General features: G+C 73.1%; 15 protein-coding genes and 1 riboswitch. Of the genes, 8 read left to right on the forward strand and 7 right to left on the reverse strand.

The window, feature by feature from the left end:
* Nucleotides 1-3: 3 nt before the first annotated feature.
* Both OG552_RS27435 and OG552_RS27440 read right to left on the reverse strand, forming a co-directional pair.
* Nucleotides 4-936: a sucrase ferredoxin gene (locus OG552_RS27435; protein ID WP_329137363.1), complete on the reverse strand. Its 933-nt coding sequence runs from the start codon at nt 934-936 to the stop codon at nt 4-6.
* A 64-nt stretch (nt 937-1,000) separates the two neighbouring features.
* Nucleotides 1,001-3,451, reverse strand: a complete 2,451-nt coding sequence (locus OG552_RS27440) for a DNA gyrase/topoisomerase IV subunit A (RefSeq protein ID WP_329137364.1) — start codon at nt 3,449-3,451, stop codon at nt 1,001-1,003.
* A 235-nt stretch (nt 3,452-3,686) separates the two neighbouring features.
* Between OG552_RS27440 and OG552_RS27445 the strand changes: the two genes are divergently transcribed.
* From OG552_RS27445 to OG552_RS27460, 4 genes are all read left to right on the forward strand, one after another.
* Entirely contained in the window at nt 3,687-5,081 is a 1,395-nt protein-coding gene (locus OG552_RS27445; RefSeq protein WP_329137366.1) for a M16 family metallopeptidase, read from the forward strand.
* 17 nt (nt 5,082-5,098) lie between these two features.
* Nucleotides 5,099-6,463 carry a M16 family metallopeptidase gene (locus tag OG552_RS27450; RefSeq protein WP_329141179.1) on the forward strand — a complete coding sequence of 455 codons (1,365 nt, stop codon included), beginning with the start codon at nt 5,099-5,101 and terminating at the stop codon, nt 6,461-6,463.
* Between the two features lie 246 nt (nt 6,464-6,709).
* Nucleotides 6,710-6,862: riboswitch (cyclic di-AMP (ydaO/yuaA leader) on the forward strand.
* 15 nt (nt 6,863-6,877) lie between these two features.
* A complete protein-coding gene (locus tag OG552_RS27455) occupies nt 6,878-7,732 on the forward strand; it encodes a M23 family metallopeptidase (RefSeq protein WP_329137368.1) in 855 nt (284 codons plus the stop codon).
* A gap of 252 nt (nt 7,733-7,984) precedes the next feature.
* Nucleotides 7,985-8,659 (forward strand): GntR family transcriptional regulator, encoded by a 675-nt coding sequence (locus tag OG552_RS27460; protein WP_329137370.1) that lies wholly within the window; start codon nt 7,985-7,987, stop codon nt 8,657-8,659.
* Between the two features lie 160 nt (nt 8,660-8,819).
* On the opposite strand, the gene OG552_RS27465 is transcribed toward OG552_RS27460, so the two are convergent.
* Nucleotides 8,820-9,101 carry an HPr family phosphocarrier protein gene (locus tag OG552_RS27465; protein WP_329137372.1) on the reverse strand — a complete coding sequence of 94 codons (282 nt, stop codon included), beginning with the start codon at nt 9,099-9,101 and terminating at the stop codon, nt 8,820-8,822.
* A 94-nt stretch (nt 9,102-9,195) separates the two neighbouring features.
* Between OG552_RS27465 and OG552_RS27470 the strand changes: the two genes are divergently transcribed.
* The 4 genes from OG552_RS27470 to OG552_RS27485 all read left to right on the forward strand — a co-directional run bounded on the left by OG552_RS27470 (nt 9,196) and on the right by OG552_RS27485 (nt 14,736).
* Nucleotides 9,196-12,003 (forward strand): bifunctional acetate--CoA ligase family protein/GNAT family N-acetyltransferase, encoded by a 2,808-nt coding sequence (locus tag OG552_RS27470; RefSeq protein ID WP_329137373.1) that lies wholly within the window; start codon nt 9,196-9,198, stop codon nt 12,001-12,003.
* 93 nt (nt 12,004-12,096) lie between these two features.
* The gene (locus OG552_RS27475; protein ID WP_329137375.1) at nt 12,097-12,681 is read left to right on the forward strand and encodes a DUF5998 family protein; all 585 of its coding nucleotides are present in this window, start codon (nt 12,097-12,099) and stop codon (nt 12,679-12,681) included.
* Complete coding sequence (locus tag OG552_RS27480) at nt 12,681-13,874, forward strand: alkaline phosphatase family protein (RefSeq protein WP_329137377.1); 1,194 nt, start codon at nt 12,681-12,683, stop codon at nt 13,872-13,874. The genes OG552_RS27475 and OG552_RS27480 overlap by 1 nt, the downstream gene beginning before the upstream one ends.
* A gap of 211 nt (nt 13,875-14,085) precedes the next feature.
* Nucleotides 14,086-14,736, forward strand: a complete 651-nt coding sequence (locus OG552_RS27485) for a thymidine kinase (RefSeq protein WP_329137380.1) — start codon at nt 14,086-14,088, stop codon at nt 14,734-14,736.
* A 243-nt stretch (nt 14,737-14,979) separates the two neighbouring features.
* Here OG552_RS27485 and OG552_RS27490 read toward each other — a convergent pair whose 3' ends face one another.
* From OG552_RS27490 to OG552_RS27505, 4 genes are read right to left on the reverse strand one after another with little or no spacing between them, the layout of a single operon-like run.
* Entirely contained in the window at nt 14,980-15,819 is an 840-nt protein-coding gene (locus OG552_RS27490) for an NAD-dependent epimerase/dehydratase family protein (RefSeq protein WP_329137382.1), read from the reverse strand.
* The gene (locus OG552_RS27495) at nt 15,819-16,712 is read right to left on the reverse strand and encodes a carbohydrate ABC transporter permease (protein WP_329137384.1); all 894 of its coding nucleotides are present in this window, start codon (nt 16,710-16,712) and stop codon (nt 15,819-15,821) included. The genes OG552_RS27490 and OG552_RS27495 overlap by 1 nt, the downstream gene beginning before the upstream one ends.
* Nucleotides 16,709-17,707, reverse strand: coding sequence for a carbohydrate ABC transporter permease (locus OG552_RS27500; protein WP_329137386.1), 999 nt, complete (start codon nt 17,705-17,707; stop codon nt 16,709-16,711). The genes OG552_RS27495 and OG552_RS27500 overlap by 4 nt, the downstream gene beginning before the upstream one ends.
* 5 nt (nt 17,708-17,712) lie before the next feature.
* Nucleotides 17,713-19,242: an ABC transporter substrate-binding protein gene (locus OG552_RS27505; protein WP_329137388.1), complete on the reverse strand. Its 1,530-nt coding sequence runs from the start codon at nt 19,240-19,242 to the stop codon at nt 17,713-17,715.
* Nucleotides 19,243-19,361 lie beyond the last annotated feature (119 nt).

Here is a 19,361-nt window from a genome sequence, read left to right on the forward strand (position 1 = left end):
ACCTCAAACCGTGGGTGCCACCGGCCCCGCCCCGGTGACCGCCGTCACGGCGGTGACGGTGGTGACCGCGAGGCGGTCCGGGGTGACCGGGTCCGCGCCGCAGCTCACCGGGCGCGGCGGCAGGGCGGGCCGCCGGGCCACCGTGACCTGCCAGCCGCGCCCGTCGGTGTGGGCGACGCGCACGGTCCAGCCGTCGGGGCCGGTCTCGGTGCCGGTCACGGTGAGGGCGTCCGCCCGCTCCTCACCGGTCAGCGCGCGGACCGCCAGCTCGGCGGCCTGCCCCGGAGCCTCCCAGGCCGAGCGGCCTCGGCAGCCGTCGAGGACGACCTGCCCCGAGTGCGCCGCCTCCAGGATCGCCTTGGCGTGGTGGCCGTCCACCCGGCCGTAGCTGTAGCCGTACGGCAGGACCAGCATGGTGGGCGCGAAGCGGTGCCCACCGAGATGGGTGGTCTCCCAGATGTCGTAGCCGCCGGAGGCCGCCAGCTCGGCGGCGAGCGGGCGGCCGTACACCGCGCAGCAGCGGTCGCGCTTGCCGTTGGTGCACACCAGGGCGATCGGCGGCCCCTGGTACGGAGCCCCGAAACCGCCGTGCGCGCCCGCGCCCAGGGCCCGGAAGTCCAGCGCGGTGAGCTCCGCCGGGTCGGCGACATCGGCGGTCCGCACCCACGGGTCGTGCGGCGCGGTGTGGGCGAGCAGCACCCGGCGCGGGCCAGGACCGGCCGGGCGGTCCGGACGCCGGATCAGCCCGATCCGCACCCCCGTGCCGTCGGCCCGTTCCTCCAGCACGCGCCCCACCGCGGGGTCGAGGCCGCTGCTCCGCAGCGCCTTCGCGCCCCAGCTGCCCGGCTGCTCGACGAGCAGCCAGGTGCGGGCGACCGCACCGGTTCCTGCCACGTCCTCGGCCAGTTCGAGGGACGCCTTCGTACACGTGATCACGCCGCCGAGCCTAGTCGGCCCGGCGGCGTGAATCCGTTCGGGCGCCCTGCGGGCCGTGGCGGCCTCACGCCGGGCCGGCCACCACCGCCACCGGCTTGAGCAGCGGGACGCCGGAGCCGTCGCGGCGCGGGTCCTTCGGCGGCAGTTCGGCGGCGGCGCCGGTGGCGGTCGCCGCGCGGGCCGGGGCGGGACCGGCCCAGGCCAGCGCGAGCCCCGTCTCACCGCGCAGGAATCGCTGGCAGCGCACACCGCCGGTCGCCCGGCCCTTGCGCGGGTACTGGTCGAACGGGGTGAGCTTCGCGGTGGCCTGCTCGGCGTCCTCCAGCGTGCCCTCGGCCCGCGCCACGGTGAAGACCACCGCGTCCACCGCCGGGTCGACCGCGGTGAAGGAGATCACCTTCGCGCCGTCGGTCAGCTTGATGCCCGCCATGCCGCCGGCCGCGCGGCCCTGCGGGCGCACCTGGGAGGCGGGGTAGCGCAGCAGCTGGGCGTCGTCGGTGATGAAGACCAGGTCCTCCTCGCCGGTCCGCAGCTCGACCGCGCCCACCACCTGGTCGCCGTCCCGGAGGGAGATGACCTCCAGGTCGTCCTTGTTCGACGGGTAGTCCGGCACCACCCGCTTGACGACGCCCTGTTCGGTGCCGAGCGCGAGGCCGGGCGAGGACTCGTCCAGCGTGGTCAGGCAGAGCACGCGCTCGCCGTCCTCCAGCGACAGGAACTCGGCGATCGGCGCGCCCCCGGCCAGCGACGGCGGGCCGGCGGTGGGCGGCAGCATCGGCAGGTCGATGACGGTCAGCCGCAGCAGCCGCCCGGTGGAGGTGACCGCGCCGACATCGGCCCGGGCGGTGGTGGGCACCGCCGAGACGATCACGTCGTGCTTGGCGCGCCGCCCGGCGCTCTCGCCGAGGTCACCGCCGATCTCGGTACGGGCCAGCAGGCCGGTCGAGGAGAGCAGTACCCGGCACGGGTCGTCGGCGACCTCAAGCGGCACCGCCGAGACCGGCGAGTCCGCCGACTCCAGCAGTACCGTGCGGCGCTCGGTGCCGTACTGCTTGGCGACCGCGGCCAGTTCGGCCGAGACCATCTTGCGCAGCTCGGTGTCGGACTCCAGGATCCGGGTCAGCTCGGCGATCTCCGCGTTCAGCCGGTCCCGCTCGGACTCCAGCTCGATCCGGTCGAAGCGGGTCAGCCGGCGCAGCGGGGTGTCGAGGATGTACTGGGTCTGGATCTCCGACAGCCCGAACCGCTCGATCAGGCCCTGCTTGGCCGCCGCGGCGTTCTCACTGGCCCGGATGATCGCGATGACCTCGTCGATGTCGACCAGGGCCACCAGCAGGCCGTCTACCAGGTGCAGGCGGTCGCGGCGCTTGGTGCGGCGGAACTCGCTGCGGCGGCGGACCACCTCGAAGCGGTGGTCGACATAGACCTGGAGCAGTTCGCGCAGGCCCAGGGTGAGCGGCTGGCCGTCCACCAGGGCGACGTTGTTGATGCCGAAGGAGTCCTCCATCGGCGTCAGCTTGTAGAGCTGCTCCAGCACGGCCTCGGGGTTGAAGCCGTTCTTGATCTCGATGACCAGCCGCAGGCCGTGCTCGCGGTCGGTGAGGTCCTTGACGTCGGCGATGCCCTGCAGCCGCTTGGCGCCGACCATGTCCTTGATCTTGGCGATGACCTTCTCGGGCCCGACATTGAAGGGCAGTTCGGTCACCACCAGGCCCTTGCGGCGGGCCGTGACGTCCTCCACCGTGACGGTGGCGCGGATCTTGAAGGTGCCGCGGCCCGACTCGTACGCGTCCCGGATGCCGGACAGGCCGATGATCCGGCCGCCGGTGGGCAGGTCCGGCCCGGGGACGTGCCGCATCAGGGCGTCGAGGTCGGCGTTCGGGTAGCGGATCAGGTGGCGGGCGGCGGCGATGACCTCGCCGAGGTTGTGCGGCGGCATGTTGGTGGCCATGCCGACCGCGATGCCCGACGAGCCGTTCACCAGCAGGTTGGGGTAGGCCGACGGCAGGACGGCCGGCTCCTGCTCCTGGCCGTCGTAGTTGGGCGCGAAGTCGACGGTGTCCTCGTCGATCGACTCGACCATCAGCTGCGCCGGACCGGACATCCGGGCCTCGGTGTACCGCATCGCGGCCGGCAGGTCGTCCAGCGAGCCGAAGTTGCCGTGGCCGTCGACCAGCGGCAGCCGCTGGGAGAAGGGCTGCGCCATCCGCACCATGGCGTCGTAGATGGACGAGTCGCCGTGCGGGTGGAGCTTGCCCATCACCTCGCCGACGACCCGGGCGCACTTGACGTAGCCCCGCTCCGGACGCAGGCCCATCTCGTTCATCTGGTAGACGATGCGGCGGTGCACCGGCTTCATGCCGTCGCGGGCGTCGGGCAGCGCGCGCGAGTAGATCACCGAGTAGGCGTACTCAAGGAAGGAGCCCTGCATCTCGTCCACGACGTCGATGTCGAGGATGCGCTCCTCGAAACCGTCGTCGGGAGGCGGCGGGGTCTTCGTCGTGCGGCGGGCCATCTCGGCGGCGCTCCTTCTTCTGGACCTGGGGACTGCTGCCGGACCGGCGGGACTTGACGCCCCGCGGCCCGGTCGGGACTGCTGCGGACCATTGTGGACCGCGCCACCGACAGCGCGGACCACCGCCCGCCGCGAGCGCGCCGTGGGCGGGAACTTCGCGCGGCACCGGCTCGCTTCCCTAGAGTGGCAGCACTCTACGCAGTCACGCAGCAGCGACCGGAAGGACAGCTTGCCCATGGGTCACACGGCCACCCCGGAGGCACACTCCAGCGGCCTGACAGCCACCGAACACCGCCTGTCGAACGGCCTGCGGGTGGTGCTCTCCGAGGACCACCTCACCCCGGTCGCGGCCGTCTGCCTCTGGTACGACGTCGGTTCGCGGCACGAGGTGAAGGGCCGTACCGGCCTGGCTCACCTCTTCGAGCACCTGATGTTCCAGGGCTCGGCCAGCGTGAAGGGCAACGGCCACTTCGAGTTGGTACAGGGCGCGGGCGGTTCGCTCAACGGCACCACCAGCTTCGAGCGCACCAACTACTTCGAGACCATGCCCGCCCACCAGCTCGAACTGGCCCTGTGGCTGGAAGCGGACCGGATGGGCAGCCTGCTCACCGCGCTGGACCAGGAGAGCCTGGACAACCAGCGGGACGTGGTGAAGAACGAGCGCCGCCAGCGGTACGACAACGTGCCGTACGGCACCGCCTTCGAACGCCTCACCGCGCTCGCCTACCCCGACGGGCACCCCTACCACCACACCCCGATCGGCTCGATGGAGGACCTGGACGCGGCTTCCCTGGAGGACGCCCGGGCCTTCTTCCGCACCTACTACGCGCCTGGCAACGCGGTCCTGTCGGTGGTCGGGGACATCGACCCGGGGCAGACGCTTGCCTGGATCGAGAAGTACTTCGGCACCATCCCCGCGCACGACGGCAAGCCGGCGCCGCGCGACGGCTCGCTGCCCGACGTCATGGGCGGCCAGCTGCGCGAGGTCGTCGAGGAGGACGTGCCCTCCCGCGCCCTGATGGCCGCCTACCGGCTGCCGGAGGACGGCACCCGGGCGGGCGACGCGGCCGACCTGGCGCTGACCGTGCTCGGCGGCGGCGAGTCCTCCCGGCTGCACAACCGGCTGGTGCGGCGCGACCGCACCGCGGTGACGGCCGGCTTCGGGCTGCTGCGGCTGGCGGGGGCGCCCTCCCTCGGCTGGCTGGACGTCAAGGCGTCCTCCGGGGTCGAACTGACCGCCATCGAGAGCGCGGTGGACGAGGAGCTGGCCCGCTTCGCCGAGGAGGGCCCGACGCCCGAGGAGATGGAGCGGGCCCAGGCGCAGCTGGAGCGGGAGTGGCTGGACCGGCTGGCGACCGTGGCCGGACGGGCCGACGAACTCTGCCGGTTCGCGGTGCTCTTCGGCGACCCGCAGCTCGCGCTGACCGCGGTGCAGCGGGTGCTGTCCGTCACCGCCGAGGAGGTCAAGGCGGTGGCCGCGGGGCGGCTGCGGCCCGACAACCGGGCGGTCCTCGTCTACGAACCCACCGGGGGCGACCAGGCCGAAGGCGCCGAAAGCGCCGAAAACGCCAAGGGTGCCGAGGGCGCCGAAGCCACCGAGGCGACCGAGCAGGAAGAGAGCGAAGCGTGAGCGACACCGCGGCCGTCATGACGTTCCACCCGCAGCCGCAGCCGGGCGAGCCCAAGCCGTGGGCCTTCCCGGCGCCCGAGCGCGGCACCCTGCCCAACGGGGTGACACTGCTCACAAGCCACCGGCCGGGACAGCAGGTGATCGCGGTCGAGGTGGTGCTGGCCGCGCCGCTGGACGCGGAACCGGAGGCCCTGGAGGGCGTGGCGACCATCATGGCCAGGGCGCTCTCCGAGGGCACCGACGAGCACAGCGCCGAGGAGTTCGCCGCCGAGCTGGAGCGGTGCGGCGCCAGCTTGTCGGCGCACGCCGACCACCCCGGTGTCCGGGTCTCCCTCGAAGTGCCCGCCTCCCGGCTGGACAAGGCGCTCAGCCTGCTCGCCGAGGCGCTGCGCGCCCCCGCCTTCGCCGAGTCCGAGGTGAAGCGGCTGGTCGCCAACCGGCTCGACGAGATCCCGCACGAGCTGGCCAACCCGGCCCGCCGCGCGGCCATGGCGCTGTCCAAGGAGCTCTTCCCGTCCACGCTGCGCATCTCACGGCCGCGTCAGGGCACCGAGGAGACCGTCCGCGGCATCGACGCGGCAGCGGTCCGGGAGTTCTACACCGCCCATGTCCTGCCGGCGACGTCCACCGTCGTGGTGGTCGGCGACTTCACCGGCATCGACCTGCCGGCGCTGCTCACCGAGACCCTGGGCCGCTGGACCGGGGGCGCCGCGAAGCCGCGTCCCCGCCCGGCGCTCACCTCGGACGACACCGCCCGGGTGGTGATCGTGGACCGGCCGGGCGCGGTGCAGACTCAGCTGCTGATCGGCCGTACCGGGCCCGACCGCCAGGACCCGGTGTGGGCGGCCCAGGTGCTCGGCACGTACAGCCTCGGCGGCACCCTCACCTCACGGCTGGACCGGGTGCTGCGCGAGGAGAAGGGCTACACCTACGGCGTGCGGGCCTTCGCCCAGGTGCTGCTCAGCTCGGCCGACGGCACCGGCGCCGCGCTGCTGGCGATCAGCGGCTCGGTGGCCACCGAGGTGACCGGCCCGGCGCTGGCCGACACCTGGCAGGTGATCCGCACCCTCGCCGAGGGCGGTCTCACCGAGGAGGAGCGGGACGTCGCGGTGCAGAATCTCGTCGGGGTCGCACCGCTGCGGTACGAGACCGCCGCCGCGGTCGCGGACACGCTCGCCGACCAGGTGGAGCAGGAGCTGCCGGACGACTACCAGGCCCGGCTGTACGCCCGGCTGGCGGCCACCGGCACCGTGGAGGCCACCGCGGCGGTGGTGAACGGCTTCCCGCTGGACCGCCTGGTGGTGGTCCTGGTCGGTGACGCGGCCTCCATCGAGGAGCCGGTACGGGCCCTCGGGATCGGTCCGGTGAGCGTCATCGGCTGACGGCACACCGGGCCGCACCGGCGAGGTGCCGGCCGGGCTCCGCGAGCCCGCCGCAGGCTTCACCCCCACACCCCGGAACCCCGGTCGCCCCTCAGGCATCGGGGTTCCGGGGTGTTTTGCGCCCTGCCGGGGTGTGTGTGGCGTGCGCTACATATCAGCTGATCTGTTTGGTGTACGGCCAAGTGCCCGGTTAGCGTCAACGCGCGTTGCCCGTGAAAGGCAGCAGCGTCCGATTCGTCCGGCCGCACCCAGACATCGCCGAGTCCCCGCGAGGGGAGCCGGGGACCCACGTCCCTGGGGTGAATCGGGGCCACCCGCCGCCGTAGCCGCGGATGCCCCGTAGGAGACCTTCCTGCTCCGAACCCGTCAGCTAACCCGGTAGGCGAGAAGGAAGGAAAGGAGCGACGCCTCCTCATGGCGTTCAAATTTCTGCCCGCCCCCGGCGGGAAGCACCGTCGCGTCCACCCCGGGCGTACCGCCGCCACCGTGGCCGGGATCGCCGTACTGACCGCGGGCGGCGCCATCGGCGCCAGCGCGATGGCCGCCCCCGGGCAGGCCCCCGCGGCCGCCGCGCAGCCCACCGCGTTCACCCAGGCCCTGGACGTGCACGCGTCCCTGGCGCACACCCTGGCCGCCCAGGCCGAGAGCCAGCACAAGGCAGCCGACACCGCCAAGGCCAAGGCCAAGGCCGCGGCGCAGGCCAGGGCGCAGGCCCGGGCCAGGGCCGCCGCTGCCGCGAAGGCCAGGGAACAGGCTGAGGCCAAGGCAGCCGCGGCGGCGAAGGCCGCGGCGGTCCGCACCGCGGCGCCGGCCGCCGCCAGCCGGTCCGAGGCGCGGGCCGCACTGCCCGTCAGCACCGACTCCGGCTGGATGAAGCCGGTCGGCGACGCGGCCATCGGCACCGGCTACAAGGCCTCCGGGTCGCTGTGGTCCAGCGGTTCGCACACCGGTGTGGACTTCCTGGTCGGCTCCGGCACCCCGGTCCACGCGGTCGCGGTCGGCACGGTGATCTCCGCGGGCGCCGACGGCGCCTACGGCAACGACGTGATCATCAAGCACGCCGACGGCAAGTACACCCTCTACGGCCACCTCACCGAGCCGCTGGTGTCGGCCGGCCAGACGGTCACCGAGGGCCAGGAGATAGGCATCTCCGGCGCCACCGGCAACGTCACGGGCCCGCACCTGCACTTCGAGGTGCGCACCACCCCCGACTACGGCTCCGACATCGACCCGGTCGCGTACATGGCCTCGCACGGCGTCACGATCTGATCCGGCTCCGGTCCGCCGCCCCGGCCGCGGACCGGCACGACCGAAGGCCCCGGCTGCCCCCGCCGGGGCCTTCGTCCTTGTCCGTTGGTGTCCTAAAGCGCTCCGGATCGGTCCCGGGCGTGCCCGAAAGCGCCCCTCCTGTCCAAAAACAATCCAACTATTCCAGGGGTGCTTTCCCTTTTCCCGGTGTGCTGGAATAGAGTCGCGGCACAATACGGGGAAAGAAACGGAGTCGGCGATGCGGAACCGGACGTGAACGGGGCGGACGGCGCGGGGCGGCGTATCTCGGCGCAGGTGGTGTGTACGGCCATCCGCGACGACATCGTCGGCGGTTTCTTCGCGCCGGGCAGCCGGCTGACCGAGGAGCTGCTCGCGCAGCGGTACGGGGTCTCCCGGGTGCCGGTGCGCGAAGCACTGCGCACCCTGGAGTCCGAAGGGTTCGTCCGGACCCGCAGACATGCCGGGGCCTCCGTCGCGGAGCCCACCGAGCAGGAGGCGGCCGACCTGCTGGAGATACGCGGACTGCTGGAGCCACTGGGCGCCGCCCGCGCGGCCCAGCGGCGGACCGAGGCGCACCTGAAGGTGCTGCGCGGTCTGGTCCGGCTCGGGCAGGAACGCGCGGTGCAGGGGCAGTTGTCCGACCTGCCGTCCCTCGACGGCTGGTTCCACGAGACGCTGGCCCAGGCGTCCGGCAGCCCGACACTGGCCGCCCTGCTCACCCAGCTGCGGCACAAGATCGCCTGGGTGTACGGCGACGGCGGCACCACCAGGGCCGCCGAGTCGTGGGAGGAGCACGCCGCGATCATCGACGCGGTGGCGCGCGGCGACGCCGAACGGGCCCGCCGGCTGGCCGCGGTGCACGTGGAGCGGGCGGCCGCGGTGAGGATCCTGAAACATCCCGTAAACGCGGTGCGCCGCCGCGCTTAACATTCACACCGTATACAAGGGCATAGAATTGTGGCCCGCGTAAATGCAAGAAAGCGGGACCGGACATTCCATGGGGGAATGTCCGGCCCCGTTGCATTCCGCTGCCCGCGGCCGGGCGGTGGCCTGAAATAAGCGCCGCCCGGGTCCGGAAGAAGATCTCTCAGACGGTTTCCGGCAGTTCGTCGAGCCCTTCCGAGACGAGTTTCGCCAGCCGGTCGAGCGCGGCGTCGGCGCCCTCGGCCGACGAGGCGAGCACGACCTCCTCGCCCCCTTGTGCGCCCAGGCTCAGCACGGCCAGCATCGACGCCGCGTTCACCGGGCCGCCGTCCGCCTTGGCGATGGTGACCGGCACGCCGGCGGCCATCGCCGCGCGGACGAAGATGGACGCCGGGCGGGCGTGCAGACCCTCTGCCCAGCCGACGTTGACGCGGCGCTCAGCCATGGTGATGCCCTTCGGTTAGGTCCCGCACAGTGCGTCCAGCCTGCCTGTTACGCGTCGGCCGCGCGAGTAGGGCGCGCCCGCTTACGCTGGGGCCATGACGGAGCAGCCGGCTCACCCCTACCCGGTCCACTGGGAGGCGGACGTCGTCCTGCGCGACGGCGGCATCGCCCACATCCGTCCGATCGGTCCGGGCGACGCGGGCCGGCTCGTCGACTTCTACGAGAAGGTCTCCGACGAGTCGAAGTACTTCCGCTTCTTCGCCCCCTACCCCCGGCTCTCCGACCGTGACGTGCACCGCTTCACGCACCACGACTACAACGACCGGGTGGGCCTGGCCGCCACCGTGGGCGGCGAGTTCATCGCCACCGTCCGCTACGACCGCACCACCGCGGACGGCCGGCCCGCCTCCGGGGCGGCCGGCACCCTGGCCGAGGTGGCCTTCCTGGTCCAGGACGCCCACCAGGGCCGCGGGGTCGCCTCCGCCCTGCTGGAGCACATCGCCGCGGTCGCCAGGGAACGCGGCATCCTGCACTTCACCGCGGAAGTCCTGCCCGCCAACCGCAAGATGGTGAAGGTCTTCACCGACGCCGGCTACACCCAGCAGCACAGCTTCGCCGACGGCGTGGTCCACCTCGACCTCGACCTGGAGCCCACCGACGAGTCGGTCCAGGTGATGCGGGCCCGCGAGCACCGCGCCGAGGCCCGCTCCGTCCAGCGGCTGCTGCGCCCCGCCTCGGTCGCGGTGGTCGGCGCGGGCCGCCGCCCCGGCGGGATCGGCCGGACGGTGCTGCGCAACATCGTGGCCGGCGGCTTCACCGGCCGGCTCTACGCGGTCAACCACTCCTTCCCCGCCGCAGGCGCCGACCTCGACGGTGTCCCCGGCCACCGTTCGGTCCGCGCCATCGGCGCCGAAGTGGACCTCGCGATCGTCGCCGTCCCCGCCGACCGGGTGCCCGAAGCGGTCACCGACTGCGGCGAGGCCGGGGTACGCGGCCTGGTGGTGGTCGCGGCCGGCTACTCCGAGACCGGCCCCGAAGGGCGGGAGCGGCAGCGCGACCTGGTCCGGCAGGCCCGCAGCCACGGCATGCGGGTGATCGGCCCCAACGCCTTCGGCATCGTCAACACCGCCCCCGACATCGCCCTCAACGCCTCGCTCTCGCCGGAGATGCCGCGCCACGGCCGGCTCGGCCTGTTCACCCAGTCCGGGGCGATCGGCATCGCCCTCCTCTCCGGCCTGCACCGCAGGGGCGCAGGCCCCTCCACCTTCGTCTCGGCCGGCAACCGCGCCGACGTCTCCGGCAACGACCTGCTGCAGTTCTGGCAGGACGACCCGGAGACCGACGCGGTGCTGATGTACCTCGAATCCTTCGGCAACCCACGGAAGTTCAGCCGGCTCGCCCGCCGTACCGCCGCCGCCAAACCGGTGGTGGTGGTCAAGGGCGCCCTGCACTCCGGCTCGGTGCCCGCCGGGCACGCGGTCCCGGTCGCCCGGATCCCGGACAGTACCGTCTCCGCGCTCTTCCGGCAGGCCGGTGTGATCCGGGTGGACACCGTCACCGAACTCCTCGACGCCGGGCTCTTCCTCGCCCTCCAGCCACTGCCGGCCGGCGACCGGGTGGCCATCCTCGGCAACTCCGAGTCCATCGGCCTGCTCACCTATGACGCGGCCCTCACCGCCGGGCTGCGCCCCGCCGCCCCGCTCGACCTCACCACCGCGGCCCGCCCGCAGGACATCACCGCGGCCCTCACCGCCGCCCTGGCCGACGAGGGCAACGACGCGGTGCTGGTCACCGTGATCCCCAGGGTCGGCTCCGAGAGCGGACCGGTGGCACCCGCGGGAGCGGCCGGCGACCCCTCCGGGACACCGGCGGACCCGGGGCCCGCCGGCCCCGACCCGGAGTCCGGCGACGACCCCGCCCTCGCCGAGGCCCTGCGCCGGGCCGCCGACGGCGCCACGAAACCCGTGGCCGTCGTCCACCTCGCGCTCGACGCGATGGCCGACCGGCTCGCCGACCCCGCCGGACCCGGCGCCCGTATCCCCGCCTACCGCGCCGCCGACCGCGCGGTCGGGTCACTGGCCGAGGCCGCCGCCTATGCCGCCTGGCGGGCCGGCGCCGCGGAACCCGGCCGGGTCCCGGAGTTCGACGACATCCAGCAGGCCGCGGCAGCCGAGGACGTGGCCCGGCTGCTGCCCGCCGGCGCACCCGCGCAGACCGAGACCGTGCTCTCCGACGAGGACACGGCGACGCTGCTCGGCCGCTACGGCATCCACGTCCGCCGGACCCTGCCGGCCCCCGACCCGGAGGCCGCGGTGGCCGCCGCCGCCCGGCTCGGCTACCCGGTGGCGCTCAAGACCACCGCCCCGCACCTGCGGCACCGGGCCGATCTCGGCGGCGTCCGGCTCGACCTCGCCGACGAGGGCGACCTGCGGCGGGCGTACGAGGAGCTGACCGCGCGGCTCGGCGAGCCCGCCGAGCTGCTGCCGGTCGTGCAGCCGATGGCGCCGCGGGGCGTGGACACGGTGGTACGGGCCGGGGTGGACCCCGCGGCCGGGGCGCTGCTCTCCTTCGGACTCGCCGGGGCACCCTCCGAACTGCTGGGCGACGTGGCGCACCGGCTGGTTCCGGCCACCGACCGGGACGCAGCGGAACTGGTGCGGTCCATCAAGGCGGCACCGCTGCTCTTCGGCTGGCGGGGCGCGGAACCCGTGGACACCGCGGCGCTGGAGGAACTCCTGCTGCGGGTGTCGATGCTCGCCGACGACCTGCCGGAGGTGGTCGCGGTGGACCTGGAGCCGGTGGTGGTCGCGGCGCACGGCCTCACCGTGCTCGGTGCCTGGGTACGGCTGGCGAAACCGCCCGCCCGCACCGACCTCGGGCCGCGTGCGCTGTCCTCTTTCTGACCGTGGCCGACGCCGTCGCCGCCCGGCCGGCCCCACGCGGCGCCCGCCTCCCAAGGAGCCGCCGGCGCACCCCGCGCCCTTAGGATGGTCGGCATGGCGAAGACCGGTACCACGACACAGGGCCTGCGCACGGCGATCGAGCGCAGCGGCTACTACCCGGCCCTGGTGGCCGAGGCCGTCGAGGCGGCGGTCGGCCGCGAGCCGGTCTCCTCGTACCTGGTCCACCAGGAGACCACCTTCGACGCCAACGAGGTCCGCCGGCACGTCACCGTCCTGGTGCTCACCGCCAGCCGCTTCCTGGTCAGCCACACCGATGAGCAGGCCGCCGACGACACCTCGCCGAGCCCGTACGCCACCACGTCCACCGAATCGGTGAAGATCGGCCGGATCGCGTCCGTCGTGGTCAGCCGGGTCGTCGCCAATCCGGAGTCCTACACCCCCGGCACACTGCCCCGCGAGGTGGTGCTCACCATCGGCTGGGGCGCCGTCTCCCGGCTCGACCTGGAGCCCGCAGCCTGCGGCGACCCCAACTGCGAGGCCGACCACGGCTACACCGGCTCGTCCACCGCCGACGACCTCTCGCTGCGGGTCAGCGAGGCGGGCGACGGCCCGGACGCGGTCCGCCAGACGCTGGCGTTCGCCCAGGCGCTCTCCGAGGCGACCGCGGCCACGGACTGATGGTCCCCCTGCTCCCTGACGCGTACGGCTTCGAGCCGCTCGACCCGCGCACCGCCCCCGCCCCGGAGTACGGCACGGGGGCGCTGTGTGACGTCATCCCGGCCGCCGTCGCCGGGTTCGCCGTCCCCGGCATGCCCCTCACCGGCATGCGTCTCGAACCCGCCGACCGGGTCTGCCTCTTCCTGGTGGACGGCCTGGGCTGGGAGCTGATCCTGCGGCACCCGGACGAGGCGCCCTATCTCACCTCGCTGCTGGACACCTCGCGCGGCGGCACCGGCCGCCCGATCACCGCGGGCTTCCCGGCCACTACGGCCACCTCGCTGGCGTCGGTCGGCACCGGTCTGACGCCGGGCGGGCACGGCCTGGCCGGTTACACCACGCTCAACCCGGACACCGGTCAGCTGATGAACCAGCTGCGCTGGCAGCCGTGGACCCCGCCCGGCGTCTGGCAGCCGCACCCCACCGTCTTCGCGCTGGCCGACGCGGCCGGGATCGCCACCTGCCAGGTGTCCTCGCCGGCCTTCGCCGGCACCCCGCTCACCAAGATCGCGCTCTCCGGCGGCACCTTCCACGGCCGCCTCACCGGCGAGGAACGGGTGGACCTGGCCGCCGACCGGCTGGGGGCGGCCGACCGCACGCTGGTCTACACGTACTACAGCGAACTGGACGCGATGGGCCACCGGCACGGCGTGGACTCCGACGCGTGGCGTGGCCAGCTGATGATGGTCGACCGGCTGGTGCAGCGGCTCGCCGAGCAACTGCCGCCGCGCAGCGCCCTGTACGTCACCGCCGACCACGGCATGCTCGACGTGCCCTTCGACGAGGAGTCACGGATCGACTTCGACGAGGACTGGGAACTGCGGGCCGGCGTCGCGGTGCTGGGCGGCGAGGGCAGGGCCCGGCACGTCTACGCGGTGCCCGGCGCGGCCGGCGACGTCCTCGCGGTGTGGAGCGAGGTGCTGGGGGACCGGATGTGGGTGGCCGGCCGCGAAGAGGCCGTCGCCGCCGGGTGGTTCGGGCCCGCACCCGAGGCGAGGATGCTCGGCCGGATCGGCGACGTGGTGGCCGCCGCCCGGGACGACATGGCGGTCGTGGCCACCCGCAGCGAGCCGGGGGAGTCGAAGATGATCGGGCTGCACGGCTCGCTGGCCCCCGTCGAGCAACTGGTGCCGCTGCTGGAAGTACGCTCCTGAGGTCCTGACCGGCGCACCCCGAGCCGCCGGCTCCCCGCCGAACGCCCATCGGAAGGCCCGTACGGAAGGCCCCGCACCGAAAACGTCCCGCCCTCGAACGTCCCGCCCCCCGAAGTCCCCGCACCGACCCCCGCCCCGAGCGTCCCGCGCCGGAGAACTCCGTACCGGAGAACCCGGCCCCGTCGTCCCCCGAAAGGCCGTCGCCCTTCCCATGCCCGAACTGGTCTTCTTCTCCGGAACGATGGACTGCGGCAAGAGCACCCTCGCCCTGCAGATCGTCCACAACCGCACCGCCCGCGGCCTGCAGTCGGTGATCTTCACCCGTGACGACCGGGCCGGCCAGGGCAAGCTCTCCTCCCGCCTCGGCCTGGTCACCGACGCGGTGGAGGTCACCGACGACGCGGACCTGTACGGCTATCTGGTCGAGAAGATCAGCCGCGGCGGCCGGGTGGACTACGTGGTGGTGGACGAGGCCCAGTTCCTGGCGCCGGGCCAGATAGACCAGCTGGCCCGGGCGGTGGACGAACTCGACAAGGACGTCTACGCCTTCGGCATCACCACCGACTTCCGCACCCGGCTCTTCCCCGGCTCCCAGCGGCTGATCGAACTCGCCGACCGGGTGGAGGCGTTGCAGGTCGAGGCGCTGTGCTGGTGCGGCGAACGCGCCACCCACAACGCCCGTACGGCCGGCGGCGTGATGGTCGTCGAGGGCGCCCAGGTGGTCATCGGCGACGTGGACCGTGACGCCGACGACGTCGGGTACGAGGTGCTCTGCCGCCGGCACCACCGCCGCCGGATGACCAGTGCCACCGCGCGGGCGAGCACGCTCTCGCCCGACGTCCTACCGGTCAACCACGGCTGACGCCTCCCGCTGCCGCAGCGGACCCGGGCTCCCCTCCTCGTGCCTGCCCGGGCCCGCTGGTCAAGCCGCGCCGGTCAGCCGGCCGGGTCCTCTTCCGACGGGCCGAACCGCGCGACGACGGTGCGGTCGGCGGTCACCGGAACGGTGATCGTCCTTCCGCTGACCGGGAGTCCGGCGCCGTCCAGGGCTCAGCCGAGCAGCCGGAACCCGCGTGCCGGAGTGGCGGTGACGGCCGCGGGGCTCTCAGGGCCGGCGCCAGGTGCGGCTGGGGGTGAAACCCAGCAGGCCGGCGCAGGCGCGCCGGTCGAAGAGCGTGCTGTGCGGGGGCAGCCCGGCGGGCACGGGCACCCCCGGATGGTGGCGGGCCATCAGTTCGGCGGTCGGCAGCGCCGAGGTGGTGTCGGCGGCGGCCACGTTGACGACATGGCAGCCGTCCAGCTCCGCCTCCAGGGCGAGCCGGACCGCGGTGGCCGCGTCCGCGGTGTGCAGCCAGCCCCACAGGTCGTGCCGCTGCGCCGCCGGGTCGCGGGCGCACGCGGCCAGAAAGCCGTCGAGCCGGTCGCCGGCGCCGGTGAACGGGAAGCGCATGCACACCGACTCCAGCCCCCAGCGCCGGTGTGCGGTGGCGGCCACCTCCTCCAGCACCAGCTTGGAGAGCCCGTACGGGTCGCGGACCAGCGTCGGATGCCGCTCGTCCAGGGGCACGTACGCGGGCGACAGCGGCTCGGGGGACCAGGCGAGACCCACCGCCGCCATGCTGGAGGCGGCCACCACCCGGCGCACCCCGGCCCGGCCCGCCGCCTCGAACACCCGGTGCGCGGTGAGGCAGTTGTGGGCGAAGAGCGCACTCGGGTCGGGCACATTGGGGTGCGGGACGGCCCCGAGGTGCACCACCGCGGTCACCCCGTCCATCGCCGCGTCGACCAGTCCGGGGTCCTGGAGGTCGCCGGTGTGCACCCGCTCCGCGCCCGGCTCGCGCACCGGCAGCAGGTCGGTCAGCACCACCTGGTGGCCGGCCGCCAGCAGTTCCCGGGTCACATGACCGCCGATGTGTCCCGCCGCCCCGGTGACCAGTACCGGCATCAGCCCTTCACCGCCCCGGCCAGGCCGTTGACGAAGTAGCGCTGGAGGCAGACGAAGAGCAGCACCACCGGCACGACCACGATCAGCGCGCCGGCCATCAGGTTGTTGTAGTGCGGCACGTTCTGCGACGCGAGCGTCTGCAGTCCCAGCGGGAGGGTGTACGTGCTCTCGTCGTTGAGCGAGACCCGCGTCAGCAGGTACTCGTTCCAGGTGGGGATCGCGGTGAGCAGCGCCACCGTGATCAGCGCCGGCCGGGTCAGCGGCAGGTAGATCCGGGTGAAGACATGGAACTCGTTGGCGCCGTCCACCCGGGCCGACTCCCGCAGTTCCTTCGGCACCGCGGAGAAGGCACCGGTCATCAGCAGCACCGACAGCGGGGCGCCGCCGTTGACGAAGGGCAGCACCAGCCCGAGGTGCGAGCCGAGGATGCCGAGTTTGTTCTCCAGCAGCACGATCGGCAGCATCACGGTGATCGCGGGCACGAAGAGCAGGGCCACGAAGAGCTTCTGCAGCAGCCCGCGGCCGGGGAAGTCCAGCACCGCGAAGGCGTAGCCGGCCGCCGCGTACACCACCAGCGTCAGCACCACGGTCAGCGCGGACACCTCGACGCTGTTCAGGAAGTAGCGGAAGAAGTGCAGTTGGCTCCAGGTGTCGGCGAGCGTGCCGAAGGTCGGCCGGTGCGGGACGAGGTGGCCGCCGCGGACCACCTCGGCCTGGTCCTTGAACGCCGCCGACACCATCCACAGGAAGGGATAGACGCTGACCAGGCCGTACAGCGCGAGCAGCAGGCCGACCACGGCCTTCGCGGCGTTGCGCGGCAGCGCGGAAGCTCCCTGCCGGGAGCGGGTGCCGGGGGTGCCGGGGGAGGCAGGGGCAGGGGAGGTCGTCGTCATGTCTTGCTCCGCAGGACTCGCAGGTTGACCAGTGCCAGGACGACCGCCGCGGCGAAGAGCAGCCAGCCCAGCGCGCTGGCCAGGCCCAGGGTCGGCGCCAGTTCCTTGAGGAACGCCAGCCGGTACGCCTCCAGGCCGAGCACATTGGTGTGGTCGCCGGGGCCGCCGTTGGTCATCACCAGGAAGGTCTGGAAGCCCTGCAGCGAGTCGCGCAGGTTCAGCAGCACCACGATCGCGGTGATCGGCCGGACCAGCGGCCACACCACCGAGACATTGGTACGCCACCAGCCGGCGCCGTCCAGCTGGGCGGCCTCCAGCACGCTGCGGTCGATGGTCTGCAGCCCGGTGAGGTACATCAGCAGCGCCACCGGCACGGCGCCCCACACCGTCACCACGATCATGGTCGGCAGCGCGGTGTGCGGATTGCCGAGCCAGCCCTGCGGCTGGGCGAGCGAGCCCATCCCCGCAGCGCTCAGCAGCGCGTTGACCGCGCCGTCCGGCTGCAGGATGTACTGCCAGGCGAAGAAGACCGCGACACCGCTGGTCACGTACGGCACGAAGTACACCGAACGCAGCAGCCCCTGAAGGCGTTTGGCGGAGTTGAGCAGGATCGCCAGCGGGAAGGAGACCAGGACCGTCAGCAGCGGGACCGCGATCATCACCGACAGCGTGTGGCCGGCCGCGTGCCGGACCCGGGGCGCGTACGCCGGGTTGGCCCAGAGCAGGTCCTTGTAGTTCTGCACGCCGACCCAGGACCAGTGGGGCGCGAAGCCGTTCCAGCGGGCGAAGCTGAGCAGGAAGCCGTAACCGACGGTGTACAGGCCCATGACCGCGAAGAGCACCACGGCCGGGGCGACGAAGAGATAGCCGGAGACCGCCTCGTAGCCGCGGCGGCGGGAGCGCCGGCCGGTCCGGTCGGCGCCGGCCGGACCGGCCGGCCGGGGGCGCGGGTCCCGGCCGGCCGCGGTCGTCTCCGTGAGTGCGGGACGGGGCACCGTGGTCACTTCGACGTCGCCCAGAAGGAGTTGTTGAGCTTGGCCATCGCCTTGCCGGTGGCCGCCACGCTTTTCTGGCCCAGCGGGGTCAGGTCCGCCAGCACCTCGCCCATCGAGTCCTGGTCGTAGGTCGGCGGCCGGAAGGAGTTGTCGCCCGGGTCGTAGGTGGTCGCCGGGGTGCCGGCGAAGGTCTTGGTCATGTCGGCCAGCGTCGGGCCCATCACCTGGGCCGCGTCCGGGCCGAGTTCGGTGGCGGGCACCTCGGTGGCCTGTCTGGCGAACGTCGAGGCGACCGCCGGCTGGGCCAGGAACTTCATCCACTTCTCGGCGTTGCCGGCATACGCACTGGTGGAGGAGACGGCCAGGCCGGTGAGCGCCAGCGGGCCGAGGGCCGGCTTGGGCACCGCACCGGCCTGCGGGCCGGGCAGACCGAAGGCCATCACGTCGTCGGGGGCCATGCCGTTCTGCTGCAGGAAGGCGAGCGTGAAGGTGCCGCCGATGTCCCACGCCGACTTACCCTGTGCGAAGGCCTGGTCGGCCGCGTCGATGTCCAGGCTCTGGGTGCCGGGCATCCAGTACGGCTGCAACTGGTCGTACAGACCAAGTGCCTTGAGGCCGTCGGGGGAGGCGAAGTCCGCGGCGGCGTCCTTGCCGAAGAGGGCGTGGTACTTCTCCCGGCCGAGCTGGGCGAAGGCCAGCGGCTGCAGGACCCAGGTCAGGCCGGTCGCCTTGACCTTCAGGCCGAGGCTGACGCCGCCGGTCTTGGCGTTCTTGCCGGTGGTGGCCTTCAGGTCGGCGAGGAACTCCTCCCAGCTCGCCGGGGGCCGGGTGATGCCGGCCGCGGCGAGCGTCTTCTTGTTCGCCAGCACGATGCCGAAGGTGCCCGAGGTGAAGGGCACGCTGAAGCGCTGGCCCCGTGCCACGCCGTGCGACTTGGAGTCCCCGGGCAGCGATTCCTTGTACTTGGCCGCGGTCACCGTGCCGGAGATCCGGACGCCCTTCTGGTACTGGCCGCTCCAGGCGCTGTCGACGTCGTCGGCGATGTTCCTGGCGATACCGGTGGCGCCGAGTGCGAAGTCCTCGCCGTCGGAGTGCACTTCGAGTACGTCGGGCAGGTCGTGGGTCTTCGCGGCGGCCTGCACCTTGGTGGTGTAGGCGTCGTCGGGGCCGTACGCCTCGATCCTGACGGTGATGCCGGTCTGCTGCTTGAAGACGGCGGCGGCGTCTCGCAGACCGGCGACATGGGACTGCTTGAAGGTCCACATCTCCAGGGACTTGCTGTCGCCGGAGCCGCCGGAGGAGCCGCCGCAGGCCGCGACCGGCGCCAGGGAGACGACCGTGGCCAGGACCGCGACGGTGAGGCGGGTCCTGCCGGTCCGGGGAGCGCCGCCGTTCCTCGCGCCGACCGGGGCCGCCGTACCGCCGGGGGCCTTCGTACTGCCCGGGGCCGCCGTACCGGCCGGAGTCCTGGTGCCGCCCGGAGACCTCGTGCCGCCCGGGGAATATCGTGCGAAAGGTATGCGAGGTATGCGCATGGCCCCTGCCTAGGGTTCGATCGTTCAGAAGACCGAATGACGTTGGAGTCCATGAACATAGAGTCGCGTTTGAGATAGCGTCAAGGCGCGCGCTGCGATGGGGTGGGCACGCACGGGCC

It is taken from the genome of Streptomyces sp. NBC_01476, from assembly GCF_036227265.1.
Classification (GTDB): Bacteria; Actinomycetota; Actinomycetes; order Streptomycetales; family Streptomycetaceae; genus Actinacidiphila.

What these genes read in the sequence shown, in the direction of transcription:
- OG552_RS27440 (WP_329137364.1), bottom strand. Translation starts at nt 3,451, where the DNA reads ATGGCCCGCCGCACGACGAAGACCCCGCCGCCTCCCGACGACGGTTTC.
- OG552_RS27445 (WP_329137366.1), top strand. Translation starts at nt 3,687, where the DNA reads ATGGGTCACACGGCCACCCCGGAGGCACACTCCAGCGGCCTGACAGCC.
- OG552_RS27450 (WP_329141179.1), top strand. Translation starts at nt 5,099, where the DNA reads ATGACGTTCCACCCGCAGCCGCAGCCGGGCGAGCCCAAGCCGTGGGCC.
- OG552_RS27455 (WP_329137368.1), top strand. Translation starts at nt 6,878, where the DNA reads ATGGCGTTCAAATTTCTGCCCGCCCCCGGCGGGAAGCACCGTCGCGTC.
- OG552_RS27465 (WP_329137372.1), bottom strand. Translation starts at nt 9,101, where the DNA reads ATGGCTGAGCGCCGCGTCAACGTCGGCTGGGCAGAGGGTCTGCACGCC.
- OG552_RS27470 (WP_329137373.1), top strand. Translation starts at nt 9,196, where the DNA reads ATGACGGAGCAGCCGGCTCACCCCTACCCGGTCCACTGGGAGGCGGAC.
- OG552_RS27475 (WP_329137375.1), top strand. Translation starts at nt 12,097, where the DNA reads ATGGCGAAGACCGGTACCACGACACAGGGCCTGCGCACGGCGATCGAG.
- OG552_RS27480 (WP_329137377.1), top strand. Translation starts at nt 12,681, where the DNA reads ATGGTCCCCCTGCTCCCTGACGCGTACGGCTTCGAGCCGCTCGACCCG.
- OG552_RS27485 (WP_329137380.1), top strand. Translation starts at nt 14,086, where the DNA reads ATGCCCGAACTGGTCTTCTTCTCCGGAACGATGGACTGCGGCAAGAGC.
- OG552_RS27490 (WP_329137382.1), bottom strand. Translation starts at nt 15,819, where the DNA reads ATGCCGGTACTGGTCACCGGGGCGGCGGGACACATCGGCGGTCATGTG.
- OG552_RS27495 (WP_329137384.1), bottom strand. Translation starts at nt 16,712, where the DNA reads ATGACGACGACCTCCCCTGCCCCTGCCTCCCCCGGCACCCCCGGCACC.
- OG552_RS27505 (WP_329137388.1), bottom strand. Translation starts at nt 19,242, where the DNA reads ATGCGCATACCTCGCATACCTTTCGCACGATATTCCCCGGGCGGCACG.